The following is a 12,057-nucleotide window of genomic DNA, read 5'->3' as shown; positions in this document are numbered from 1 at the left end:
TAGCCGCCGCGCCATCAGCGACACAGGGGGTGTTACCATGACCAAGACGATCAAGCTGCTGGCGCTTCTGCTCGCAGGCGCGGCAATGCCGGTCCATGCCGAAGAAGCCGCGATGGATGCGGCGAGCGCCGATGCCGGCGCCGCGACCGACAGCAACGAGATCGTCGTCACCGGCCTGAAATTCGACCGCACGCTGCAGGACACGCCGACGAGCGTGAAGGTCTTTACCGCCGAGGAAATCGAGAAGCAGAATCTCGTCAGCGTCTATGACCTGATCGACCGCACCGCGAACCTGTCGTCGACCTTTTCCGAGAGCGGCTTCAACATCCGCGGCATTTCGAGCACCAATGTCTCGGGCACCGGGCTCGGTGACCTCGCCACCGTCTATCTCGACGGATCGCCGCTACCCCGCGAAGCGAGTGGCGGCGGGCCGCTCGACCTCTGGGACCTCGACCAGGTCGAAATCCTGCGCGGGCCGCAGTCGACGCTGCAGGGCCGCAACGCGCTGGCGGGCGCGATCATCCTCAAGACGACCGACCCCAGCTTCGACTGGAAGGGCAAGGCGCGCGCGATGATCACCGACGCCGACGGCGAATATCGCTTCGCCGCCGCGGTCGGCGGCCCGATCGTCCCCGATGTCCTCGCGTTTCGCGTCGCGGGCGAGATCGCGCGCGGCGATGGCCTGATCAAGAACAGCGTCACCGGCGGCGACCATGCCAAGTCGAACAGCGAGGTGCTGCGCACCAAATTGCTCTTCACGCCGTGGGGCGCCGACGGGCTGAAGATCGTCGCCTCTTATCTCCGCGACCGGCATTTCGGCAACGACGGGCGCGGCTATAGCTTCACCGACCTGCCGAACGCGTGGAAGCGCCGCACAGTCGAGGCGAACCGCGACACCTATACAAAAACGAGCACCGACCTGTTCACGCTCGATGCGTCGCTGCCGCTCGGCGACGTCTTCACGCTGTCGTCGATCAGCACCTACAACAAGCTCAAGACCTTCTCGACCTATGACGGCGACCTGCGCCGCGAGGACGAGGCCTATGGCGACTATTCGACGAACCAGAAGATCTTCAGCCAGGAGCTCCGGCTGACCTTCGACACCGGCGCGTTGCAGGGTCTGGTCGGCGCCTATTATTCGCACCACAAGAACCCCGACTATCTGGCGAACAGCACCTTCAGCCTCGATCTCGATCAGGATCTGGGGCTGACGCAGCGCGTCGCGGGCTTCCTGTCGCTGCCGCCGGCGCAGGGCGGCGCCGGGCTCGACCCCGCGACCGCGCTGGCGCTCGCGCAGCAGGTGCGCGCGGTCTATCCCGAGCGCGTCTTCATCTCGTCGAAGCAGCTCTATCCGTTCGACATCCAGACCGCGGCGCTGTTCGGCGATGCGAGCTGGGAGGTCGCGCCGGGACTGAAGCTGCTCGCGGGCTTCCGCTACGACCGCGAGAAGCAGAAGGTGCGCAACGAGAATGACGTGACGCTCAACACCGTGCTTCCCGACCCCGCCTTCTATGGCCAGATCAATCCGCTGTTCGGGCTGGTCGTGCAGACGGTGAACGGGCTGCTGCTCTCCGACGTCGACAATGCCAGCAGTTCGGGGCCGCAGCGCACGACGACCTACAAGGCGTTCCTGCCGAAGGGGGGCGTGTCGTGGGAGGTCGCGCCCGACAAGACGCTGAGCGCGATCGTCCAGCGCGGCTATCGCTCGGGCGGCAGCGGGATCAATCCGGGCCGCGCGCAGGCTTTTACCTATGATCCCGAATATACGTGGAATTACGAGCTGTCGCTGCGCACGCAATGGCTCGACCGGCGCCTGACGCTGAACGCCAACGCCTTCTATATCGACTGGACCGACCAGCAGGTGACGGTGCAACTGTCCGAGAATGTCTATGATTACGAGACGCAGAACGCGGGCAAGTCGCGCGTCTGGGGCTTCGAGGTCGAGAGTAATTTCCAGGCGACCGACCGCCTCAACATCTATGGCTCGGTCGGCTATGCAAACAGCAAGTTCCTCGACTTCACCGTCCGGAACGGTCAGGCGCAGGACCTGTCGGGCAACGCTTTCTCGGGCGCGCCGAAATGGACCGCGGCGGCGGGCGTCGACTGGCGCCACCCGAGCGGCGTGTCGGTGAACCTCAACGCCAATTACCGCGGCGCGCAGTTCCAGAATGTGATCGACCAGGATCTCGGCCGCGACGTCCCCGCGCGCACGCTCGTCAACGCCAAGATCGGCTACAGCAACGAGAATTTCGGGGCGTATCTGGTCGCGACGAACATCTTCGACGACAAATATTACGACTATCAGTACGAGAACGCCGGCCGGCTGCAGGCGCTGCTCGGCGAGCCGCGGATGTTCGGGCTGACCTTCGAGGGGCGCTTCTAGGGCGCCCCTTCCCGCTCAATAAAGATTGTCTTTATAGTCCTTGTCGAGCCCGCGCTGCATCAGCCCGGGCACCGACACCAACGCCCCTGCGATGCGTGCGCCGAGCCCCTTGTCCCTGTTGAGCCGGACATGCTCGGCGAGCATCTTTGCGGGGCGGAGCCCGGCGGGCGCCGCCGCGGCGGGCCATAGCGCGGCGCGGGCGAGCGCAGCGCTCGGTCGCCGGGTCAGGCGCACCTCGTCGACGCGCGTCGCAAGCAACGGCAGCTTCTCGCGGACGGTGAAGGCCTCGCGCATCGCGGGGTCGGTGGTCACCGCCGCCCGCCCCTCGACGACCACGACCTCGGCCGAGCCAGGGATCAGCAGCGCCGCAGCGATGCACGGCTGCGCGATGATGTTGCGAAAGCTGTCAGCGCGGCGGTTGCCCGGCCGATCGGCGAACCACAGTCGTTCGCCCTCGGCGCGGACCATCGCGCCCGCGGGGTCGCCCTTCGGACTGAGGTCGGCGCCACCGTTGGCGTCGATCGTCGCGAGCGCCATGAAGCGACTGGCGGCGGCGAAGCCCTGCGCATCGGCCGGCGCGTCGATCACGGGAGCGGCGGCCCAGAATTCGGAGCGGATCAGCGCCTTCGCGCAATGGACATAGCATTCCTCGACCGCGATCCGGGCCATGCCGTCAGCGACACCGGCGACGCGGCCATTGATCCGCAGCGTCTCGCCGATTCCGGGGACAAGGAAAAGCGAACCGAAGCTGGCGCCCGGCACGAGAAGGGGGGGATCGTCGATGCGGTCGAGCGGCAGTTGCAAGGTGGACGGATCGGCGGCTGCGGCGAAGCCCGCCGCACCACCGCCGAGCGTCACGGCGATGCGCCCTGCCCCGCCCAGCCCTGAGAACATCAACGGGGCGCTCGCCAGCCACGCCCGCGCGGTCGCGTCGATATGATCGATGACCTTGAGGTCGATCGCGGGCGGCGCCTTGCCGATCACGGCCTCAAGCGCCTCGCGGCTGTCGATCATCTCGCTCACAGCCCCTCCCACAGCATCGCACGCGTCGAGCAGAGCGCGGACTCGAACGGCGTGGCGGTGCCGGCCGCCTCTTCGAGCAGGGTCAGCAGCAGCGCCTCGTCGGCCAACTGCCGCGGACCGGCGGATGCCGGCGGGCGACCGAGCCAATCCTCGAACAGCGCGAGCATGCTCGCCAGCGCCGGTGCGAGCATCGGCCGGCCGCTGATCGCGAGCAATCCGTATATCTTTGGTATCACGTCCGTTTTGAGCGCGCGGGCGCGCGACCAGCAGCGCAACGCCTCGCCTATCAGCATCTCGCCCGACCGTCTCGCGAGCGGCACCTCGATGGCTGCGTGGATCATGCCGCATTCCTTTCCGGTCGTCGGGAATGGTATCGCATATTTGCGAACGATTCTCAACAAGGAAGTCGAGTGCAGCATATTACCCGCGGCAGCCCGGGTTCGGGTCTTGCCCCGATTCGGGAAAAATCGCCGGAAAAGCGTTCGTTCCTTTGTGACAGCATCGTGATACCTGTCCCCGAATGGACCAGATTCGCGATTCCATCTATTATGAGCAGCTCGCGCGCGTCGCGCGGCTGAAGGCGAACGCGTCCGACGACCCCTTCCTCGCGCGCCGCCTTCGCGAGGCCGCGGTCCGTCACGAACAGAAGGCGCGCAAACTGAAACGCGCCGAGCAGGCGACCGGATAGCAACGGGGAAGATGGCGCGCCCGGCAGGATTCGAACCTGCGACCACCCGCTTAGAAGGCGGGTGCTCTATCCAGCTGAGCTACGGGCGCGTGCACCAAGGCTGTGGACGCGGCGAATAGCGTGGTTTGCTTGGGCTGCAAAGCGCGTTAAGCAGCGGTCGCGATGACCGACACCTCGACCCTGTCCGACAAACCCCAGCACGTCGCTGCGTCGGCTGTCCGGCACTTTCGCTATTATGATCTGATCATGGCGGCGTTCGTCGCGATCCTGCTCCTGAGCAACATCATCGGCGCCTCCAAACCGAGCTATATCGTCCTGCCGGACGGCAGCCAGTGGGCATTCGGCGCCGGGGTGCTCTTCTTCCCGATCAGCTACATCATCGGCGACGTGCTGACCGAGGTCTATGGCTATGCCCGCGCGCGCCGGGTCATCTGGACCGGCTTCGCCGCGCTCGCCTTCATGGCGTTCATGGCGTGGGTGGTCGTCGCGCTGCCCCCCGCCGAGGGCTGGCCGGGGCAGGCGAGCTATGAATTCGTCTTCGGCAACAGCTGGCGCATCGTCCTCGCGTCGATGACTGCTTTCTGTGTCGGCGAATTCGCCAATTCCTATGTGCTCGCGCGGATGAAGCTGTGGACGGGCGGGCGAATGCTGTGGGCACGCACGATCGGCTCGACCGTCGTCGGCCAGGGTCTCGACAGCCTGATTTTCTACCCGCTCGCCTTTTACGGGCTTGCAGGATGGCCTCCCGAGCAATTGATGCAGGTCGTGCTGTCGCAATGGGCGATCAAGACCGCGTGGGAAGCCGCGCTGACGCCCGCAACCTATGCGGTGGTCGGGACGTTGAAGCGGCGCGAAGGTGTCGACGTGTTCGACGAGGGCACCGATTTCAATCCGTTCGGTGCCAGGGTCTGATTTTCCATGACGTTGATAGAATTGGCCTCGCTGTTCGAGGCGCGGAAAATCTCTGTCATCGAAGCGACCGGCCTCGATAAGGACGCGCTGCACGTCTATTTCGGTCTCACGCTCTTTCTGCTGGTGCGCTTCGCCTGGCGCCGGCGCGGCGGGTGGCTCGTCGCTTGGCTCGCGGTGCTGGCAATGGCGTGCGGCGGCGAATGGCTCGACCTCACGGCCGAATACAGCCGATCGGCAATCCAGCCCGATGCGGCGCACTGGCATGACATCTGGAACACGATGTTCTGGCCGACGGTGCTGCTGGTGGTCGGACGCTGGCTGCAGCCCAAAGCGAAAGTTCCGGATCCTGCCGCCGAGACGGCGGGCGCCGGCAGCCTCCGCATCGAGGACCTTGGCGAGGGGACGCCGCCCCCCGTCCGGTCAGGCGAGGACGCCGAGCGCCGCCTCGAACAGGCGTAGCCCGTCGGTGCCGCCATGCGCGCGGTCGATCGCGCGTTCGGGGTGCGGCATCATGCCCAGCACATTGCCCGCATCGTTGAGCACGCCCGCGATGGAGCGCGCCGAGCCGTTGACGCTGTCGGCATAGCGAAAGGCAACGCGGCCCTCGCCCTCGATCCGGTCGAGCGTCGCGGCATCGGCGAAATAATTGCCGTCATGATGCGCGACCGGAATGGCGATCTCCTCGCCCGCGCCATAGGCGGCGGTGAACAGCGACTGGCTATTCTCGACCTTCAGCGGGACGGTGCGGCAGACGAAGTTGAGGCCGGCGTTGCGCATCAGCGCACCGGGCAGAAGCTGCGCCTCGGTCAGCACCTGAAAGCCGTTGCAGACGCCGAGCACCGGCACGCCGCGGCCTGCGGCATCCGAGACCGCGCGCAAAATCGGCGACCGCGCCGCCATCGCGCCCGAGCGGAGATAGTCGCCATAGGAAAAGCCGCCGGGGAGCGCGATGAAGTCGGCGCCGTCAGGCAGCTCGCTCTCGCGGTGCCACACCATCGCGGGCGCTTTGCCGGTGACCTGTTCGAGCGCGACGGCCATGTCCCGGTCGCAGTTGGAGCCGGGAAAGACGATGACGGCGGTCTTCATGGGTCTGGCTCCTGCAACGCGTTCAGGCGCGTTCGATGCGGTAGTTTTCGATCACCGTGTTCGCGAGCAACTTCGCGCACATCGCGTCGAGATCGGCATCGCTCGTACCGTCGGCGACGTCGAGTTCGATGAAACGGCCGGCGCGGACGTCGGCGACGCCGCCGAAACCCAGTCCTTCGAGCGCGTGGTGGATCGCCTTGCCCTGCGGGTCGAGAACCCCGGGCTTGAGCGTCACATAGACATTCACTTTCATGGGGGCGGACCTTTGCTCGAGCGGGCTTGGGAAGTTGGGCGCGCCTATGCCCGCGAATCACTTTTCGGGCAAGGGGCGCGGAGACGAAAAAACGCGCTTTTCGGACTGCGAGTAAGTCGCATCTTTCCTGTTGCGAATCCCTCGCACTATCCCTAAATCATCCTTGTTGAGAAGGATTCGCACATGGTCGTCTGTGTCTGCAACGCAATAAGGGAACGCGATCTGCGCGACGTCGCGCGGGACGGCCAATTGCGGTGTGCCAAGGCCGCCTATGCGCAACTGGGTCGCAAACCCAAGTGCGGCCAGTGCCTGCCTTTCGCTCGCAATATCATCAGCGACGTCGCCGCGACCGCCTGATTTTTCTTGGTTTTCCGCCATTTTTGACCTTGGCCTGACCGGGCCGGGGCCTGTATAATGCGCGCAACCCGATCCCAAGAAAAACGACAGGACTGACATCATGAAGGGCGACGAAAAAGTCATCGATTTCCTCAACGAGGCACTCAAGAACGAGCTGACCGCGATCAACCAGTATTGGCTGCACTATCGCATGCTCGACAACTGGGGCGTCGCGCGCCTCGCCGCGTTCGAGCGCGAAGAGTCGATCGACGAAATGAAGCATGCCGACAAGCTGGCCGACCGCGTCCTCTTCCTCGGCGGCCTCCCCAACTTCCAGCTGCTCGGCCGCCTGCGCGTCGGCGAAACGGTTGAGGAAATCCTGAAGGCCGACCTCGCGGTCGAGGAAGAAGCGATCCCGCTGCTCAAGGACGCGATCGCGCATTGCGAGAGCGTGCGCGACTATGTCAGCCGTGACCTCTTCTCCGACATCCTCGAAAGCGAGGAGCATCATGTCGACGAGCTCGAAAAGCAGTTCGAGATGATCGAGCGCATGGGAATCGAGAATTACATCCAGCTGCAGTCGAAGCCGGTCAGCGAAGATTGACGATGGCGCGAAGGCGGAGGGGGGCTTCGTCCACAGCCTAAGCCGCTGAAATCAGAGGCGCTTTCAAGCGCCTCTTTTTTCGCTTGTATTTGCGAATAATTCTCAATAGCACAGTCGGGCAGTCCCCTCCTGCCGGCCGCTGCATCTTCAAGCTGCACCTAAAGCGGCCGGCATCTTTTTCGGCTCCGGGGCGGGACCAGGCAAAAAGGCCGATCAGCGGGAGGCATCATGCAGGGCAGCGAACTGGTCCGGAAATTCACCGAACAGCCGCTCGTTCGCGATCTGCCCGTCGATGCCGCCCAAGCCGTCCTTGCATTGCGTTATTGCATCCTCTGCCGCCGCGCCGAGCGCGACCCGATGCCCGAACTCGAGCGCCGCTGGGGCAATATCCTCGCCGCGCGCCGCTATCGCCTCGTGGTCGAGGCGATCGGCCATATCTGGCCCGATCCGTTTGCGGTCGCCCCGCCCTGTTGCCCGCGCGTCAGCTTCGACGAGGCGCTGCTCGCCGACATCGTCATCGCCGCGGGCGCGCGAGACCGGGTACAGTTCGACTGCCTGACCGCCGAGATGCTCGGCAGCGACGCGCGCGAGATGCTGTACTCGGCGCTCGAGAATTTCGTCCGCGCGCGGGCGCCGGGGCGCGTCGGCGGGCTCTGACCCTTGTTTCGGAGTCCTATTTCGGGGCCTTGTCGCTCACTGCCTTGATCACCAGCGCCTTGTCGTCGGTCAGATAGCGCTGCGCCAGCGCCTGCAGCTCGGCAGGCGTTGCCGTCTCGACGATCGCGATGCTCTTGCGGCTGCGATCCAGCCGGTCTTCGCGGCTCGTCGCCTCGGCGACGTAGGGCAGCCAATAGCTGTTCTCGCGCCGGGCCTTGGTCATCGCCTCGAGCAGCGGCTTGCGCGCGCGGTCGATCAGATCTGCATCGACGGGCTTGTCGCGAAGCTCTTTCGCGATCGCGAAGATTGCGGCGCGGGTCGTCGCGATATCCTTGTAGTCGATGTTGCTCGCCGCGAAGAGATGGCCATAGCCCGGAAACTCATCCGACAGGCTCGCACCCGCGCCGGGGCTGTAGCTTTCGCCGAGTTTCTCGCGCAGCTCCTCGGTCAGCATGAGTTGCATCACGCGCGACAGCAGGTTGATCCGCATCGCCTCGGCAAGGTCGCTGTCGTCGCGTGCCGGCCAATAGACGCGCAGTTCGGCCTGCTCGGCCGGTCCCTTGTGGATCAGCGTGCGCTCGCTGCGGTTTTTCGCATATTCGCGGATGCGGGCATCGGCGCGCGGATCGAACGCGGCACGCCGTTCGGGCAGCGCACCGAGCGTCGCGGCGATCGCCTCGATCGCGGCCTGCTCGTCGATATCGCCGACGACGCCGATCTCGATAGCGCCATGCTGCAGGCTGTCGGCGACCGCGGGCTTCAGCCTGTCCCAGTCGAGCGCCATCATCGCCGCGAGCGGGGGCGTCTGCGTGCGCGGATCGTCATTGGCGAGAATCCCGCCCGCATCGCGGCCGAGCACCGCCGACGGCGTCGCGTCGTTCGCGGCATATTGCTGCGGCAGTGCGCGGCGGAGCAACGCCAGCCCGTCGGCCCGGTAGCCGGGATGCGTGAGGTACGCCGCCATCAGTTCGGCCTGCAGCTTGAAATCCTCGGGCGAGGTCAGCGCCGCACCGCCGAAGGCGTCGGTGCTCGACCCGAAATTCGACCCCACGGTCTTGCCCGCCATGATCGTGCGCAGATCGTCGAAGCTGTGCGCCTCGAGCCCGCCGACGACGAACGACCCCATCAGCGCGACCTTCGTCGGATCGTCGCGCGTCGCAAGCAGATTGCCGCCGTCGACGCGCAGCGACAGATAGACGCGATCCTTCTGGAAATCGGTCTTCTTGATGTTGAGCATCACGTTGTTCGCAAAGCGGATGCGGCGGATGCCGAGATCGTCGATCCGCGTGTCGCTGACGACCTTGCCCGGCGTTCCGAAGTCGGTGTACGCGAAAGCTGCGCTTTCGGCAGCCGCGGGCGCCGCGACCGCCACCCGCTCCGACGCGGTGAGCGCGGCGAGGATGGCACCCGACCCGCCGTCGATGGGCTTTTTCGCCGTGACCCGCGCAAGCGGGGCGCCGAAGCCTTCCATCCGCTTCTTGAAAGCAGCGGTCACCGCAGCGCCATCGAGCTTCGGCGCCTCGGCCTCGAACAGCGCCTGACCGGTTTCGGGGCGCGTGAACACATAGTCGCCCTCGGCCGCCTCGGTCAGCGCGTCGGCCAGCGCATCGCTGCGCCGCGTCGTCACGCCCGCGACGGCGTTCCTGAATGCGGTGCGACGCGTTGCGATCTGTTCCTGCACCTCGGCGTCGGTGAAGCCATATTCGGCGGCGGCGCGCATCTGCTGCTCGATCAGCGCCAGCGCTTCCTGCCAGGCGCCTTCCTTCGCGACCGCGCCGATACTGATCTGGTCGAACGTCTTCCAGCCCTCGGCGTCGTTGAAATAGCCGGTGAGGATCGGCGAGTCTTCCTGAAGCGCGATCTTTGCAAGGCGGCGGCTGACGATCGCCTCGCCGATTTCCTCGGCAAGGTTGCGGGCACGCTTGGCCTTCGTATCGGGTTCGATCACCCAGGGCTTGAACGCGGCAATGGTCACCGAATCCTGGATCGCGGGGTCGATGAAATCGTCAGCGGCGGCCGCGCGCTTGTAATCGAGGTTGCCGATATCGGGGTCGGGTCCCGCGGGGCCCCGCCCTTTCCAGTCGCCGAAGCGCGCCTTGATCTTTGCCTCGATCGCGGCAGGATCGAAATCGCCGACCATGACCAGCGTGGCGCGTTCGGGGCGGTAATAGCGGTCGTAAAGATCGCGCAGGCGCGCGACGGGCGCCGTCCTGATCACCTCTTCGGTACCGACCGGAATCCGGCTTGCGACCTTCATTCCCTGCATCTGGAAGTCGAGCTGGTCGATCAGGCTGCGCAGCTGATAGGTGTCGCGCGCGCGACGTTCCGACAGGATGATCCCGCGTTCGCGATCGACCGCGGCGGGATCGATCGTCAGCTCGCCCGCGGTCTCGCGCATCAGCATCAGCCCGGTATCGACCATGTCGTCCGACGCGTTCGGCAGGTCGAGCTTGTACACGGTCTGGTCGAAGCCGGTCGAGGCGTTGGTGTCGGCGCCGAAGGCGAGCCCCTTGCGCTCCAGCAACTTGATCATCTCGCCTTCGGGCACATGCGTCGACCCGTTGAACGCCATATGTTCGAGGAAATGCGCGAGCCCGCGCTGATCGTCGGCCTCGGCAAAGCTGCCGACGTCGAAGCGCATGCGCAGGATCACGCTGTCCTTTGGCGTGCTGTTCTTCAGCAGCGCATATTTCATCCCGTTCGGCAGCACGCCGAAGACGATGTCCCGATCAACCGGCACGTCGCTCGCGGCGAAGTTCCACGCCCTGGCGGCCGCATCCTGCGGATTGACGGTCGCGGTTGCCACCGGCTTTGCCGCCGGCTCCCTGGCAAGGGCCGGTGCGGAGCAGACGGCGAGGAGAGCGAGAGGCGACAGCACGGTCGATGCGCGCCGGAACAGGTTGGTCTTCATGGGTCCGGTTTGGCTGCCCCCTTCGGGACGGTCAAGCCGCGCGCTGCCTAGCCGGCGAGGCTTTCGACAGACGACGTGTCGGCGCGATCAACCGCCTTCGCGGCATAAAGCGCGCGATCGGCGGTCTCGAACAGCTTGTGGCTCGTCGTTCCCGACGCCGGCCAGGTCGCAACGCCGATGCTGGCACCGACGCGGATCGACTGCCCGTCGATATGGTAGGGCGCGGCGAGCGCGGCGAGAATATGGTCGGCAAGCGACGTCGCCAGCAGCGGCGACCCCGCGGGAACCAGTATCGCGAACTCGTCGCCGCCCTGCCGCGCGACCATTGCGTGATTGCCGCATGCCCGTACAAGCCGCGCCGCGATCGCGCAGAGCAACTGGTCGCCGACGGCGTGGCCGTGCCGGTCGTTCACCGGCTTGAAGCCGTCGAGGTCGAGCAGCGCGATCGCAAAGCCGTGCCCCGCCCGCGCCTGTGCGATCTCCTCGTCGAGACGCAGGTCGAACGCCCGGCGGTTCGGCAGGCAGGTCAGCGGATCGCTGTGCGCCAGCTCGCGCATCTGCCGCTGAAGCTGGAGCAGGTCGACGAGCTGGCCGTGCTGCTGCACCACCATGCGGAGGAGGAAGAGGCTGGCGAGGACAAGGCTGGCGCCCGCCGCGAATTCGGCGGGAACGCCCGAGGTCAGCATCAGGAAGGAGACGGGCACCAGTCCGATCCCCAGATTCACGAACGTCGCGAAGCGGATCGACGACAGGCAATAGGCGGTCGCGAGCGACCCCATCGCCATGATCATGGCATAGAAGCTCTGCGCCGAAGGCGGCGCCGCGAGCCAGTTGATCACGGTCCACGCGCTGCACATCGCGCCGGTCACGCCCGAAAGCCACGATGCCTCCGATATCATCCGGCGTGCGCGGCGCGGGCTCATGCGGCGGCCGCGATTGTGCATCAGGAAGAGGAAACCGAGAACGCCGATCACCGCGAGAACGACCGGAAAGCCGACACGGACGATCCAGTGCACGGTCGGCACACCCGCATAGATCGCGGTGGGCGTCGTCGCGGCGAGCAGCAGGAAAAGCGCGGGGGTCAGCGTCTCGATACGCTGCGCGCGCAACACCGCGACATCGTCGCGGATATCCGCAGGCACAGGCGGAAAAACCCGCGTGCGCAACCAGTGATAGACCCCCGTCATGCGACGGGGGTAGCAAG

The 12,057-nt window shown here is 65.9% G+C and carries 13 protein-coding genes and 1 tRNA gene; 7 read left to right on the top strand and 7 right to left on the bottom strand.

Annotated elements, in window-relative coordinates; all coding sequences use genetic code 11:
- Positions 1-37: 37 nt before the first annotated feature.
- Positions 38-2,383: a TonB-dependent receptor gene (locus tag L7H23_RS14575; RefSeq protein ID WP_237836589.1), complete on the top strand. Its 2,346-nt coding sequence runs from the start codon at positions 38-40 to the stop codon at positions 2,381-2,383.
- Positions 2,384-2,398: 15 nt separating this feature from the next.
- On the opposite strand, the gene L7H23_RS14570 is transcribed toward L7H23_RS14575, so the two are convergent.
- Entirely contained in the window at positions 2,399-3,397 is a 999-nt protein-coding gene (locus L7H23_RS14570) for a pyridoxamine 5'-phosphate oxidase family protein (RefSeq protein ID WP_237839266.1), read from the bottom strand.
- A gap of 5 nt (positions 3,398-3,402) precedes the next feature.
- Complete coding sequence (locus tag L7H23_RS14565; protein ID WP_237836588.1) at positions 3,403-3,747, bottom strand: hypothetical protein; 345 nt, start codon at positions 3,745-3,747, stop codon at positions 3,403-3,405.
- A gap of 179 nt (positions 3,748-3,926) precedes the next feature.
- On the opposite strand from L7H23_RS14565, the gene L7H23_RS14560 reads away from it, so the two are divergent.
- Positions 3,927-4,094 (top strand): hypothetical protein, encoded by a 168-nt coding sequence (locus L7H23_RS14560; RefSeq protein ID WP_237836587.1) that lies wholly within the window; start codon positions 3,927-3,929, stop codon positions 4,092-4,094.
- A gap of 12 nt (positions 4,095-4,106) precedes the next feature.
- Here L7H23_RS14560 and L7H23_RS14555 read toward each other — a convergent pair.
- Positions 4,107-4,183: transfer RNA gene (locus L7H23_RS14555), tRNA-Arg, on the bottom strand.
- Between the two features lie 73 nt (positions 4,184-4,256).
- Here L7H23_RS14555 and L7H23_RS14550 point away from each other — a divergent pair.
- The gene (locus tag L7H23_RS14550; RefSeq protein WP_237836586.1) at positions 4,257-5,006 is read left to right on the top strand and encodes a queuosine precursor transporter; all 750 of its coding nucleotides are present in this window, start codon (positions 4,257-4,259) and stop codon (positions 5,004-5,006) included.
- 6 nt (positions 5,007-5,012) lie between these two features.
- Positions 5,013-5,465, top strand: coding sequence for a hypothetical protein (locus tag L7H23_RS14545; protein ID WP_237836585.1), 453 nt, complete (start codon positions 5,013-5,015; stop codon positions 5,463-5,465).
- Here the strand turns inward: L7H23_RS14545 and purQ are convergent.
- Both purQ and purS read right to left on the bottom strand, forming a co-directional pair.
- Positions 5,427-6,092 (bottom strand): phosphoribosylformylglycinamidine synthase subunit PurQ, encoded by a 666-nt coding sequence (gene purQ, locus L7H23_RS14540; protein WP_237836584.1) that lies wholly within the window; start codon positions 6,090-6,092, stop codon positions 5,427-5,429. The genes L7H23_RS14545 and purQ overlap by 39 nt on opposite strands.
- A 22-nt stretch (positions 6,093-6,114) precedes the next feature.
- Positions 6,115-6,345 (bottom strand): phosphoribosylformylglycinamidine synthase subunit PurS, encoded by a 231-nt coding sequence (gene purS / locus L7H23_RS14535; RefSeq protein ID WP_058812514.1) that lies wholly within the window; start codon positions 6,343-6,345, stop codon positions 6,115-6,117.
- 183 nt (positions 6,346-6,528) lie between these two features.
- On the opposite strand from purS, the gene L7H23_RS14530 reads away from it, so the two are divergent.
- From L7H23_RS14530 to L7H23_RS14520, 3 genes are all read left to right on the top strand, one after another.
- A complete protein-coding gene (locus tag L7H23_RS14530; RefSeq protein ID WP_237836583.1) occupies positions 6,529-6,702 on the top strand; it encodes a (2Fe-2S)-binding protein in 174 nt (57 codons plus the stop codon).
- Positions 6,703-6,802: 100 nt separating this feature from the next.
- Positions 6,803-7,285 (top strand): bacterioferritin, encoded by a 483-nt coding sequence (gene bfr, locus L7H23_RS14525; RefSeq protein WP_237836582.1) that lies wholly within the window; start codon positions 6,803-6,805, stop codon positions 7,283-7,285.
- A gap of 228 nt (positions 7,286-7,513) precedes the next feature.
- Positions 7,514-7,942, top strand: a complete 429-nt coding sequence (locus L7H23_RS14520; protein WP_237836581.1) for an addiction module antidote protein — start codon at positions 7,514-7,516, stop codon at positions 7,940-7,942.
- A gap of 16 nt (positions 7,943-7,958) precedes the next feature.
- On the opposite strand, the gene L7H23_RS14515 is transcribed toward L7H23_RS14520, so the two are convergent.
- A complete protein-coding gene (locus tag L7H23_RS14515) occupies positions 7,959-10,853 on the bottom strand; it encodes an insulinase family protein (protein WP_237836580.1) in 2,895 nt (964 codons plus the stop codon).
- 47 nt (positions 10,854-10,900) lie between these two features.
- Positions 10,901-12,040 (bottom strand): diguanylate cyclase, encoded by a 1,140-nt coding sequence (locus L7H23_RS14510; protein ID WP_237836579.1) that lies wholly within the window; start codon positions 12,038-12,040, stop codon positions 10,901-10,903.
- Positions 12,041-12,057 lie beyond the last annotated feature (17 nt).

This window comes from Sphingopyxis sp. BSN-002 (assembly GCF_022024275.1).
Classification (GTDB): Bacteria; Pseudomonadota; Alphaproteobacteria; order Sphingomonadales; family Sphingomonadaceae; genus Sphingopyxis.
Note: the sequence above shows the minus strand (reverse complement) of the source record. Positions and strands in the feature narration are given on the sequence as shown.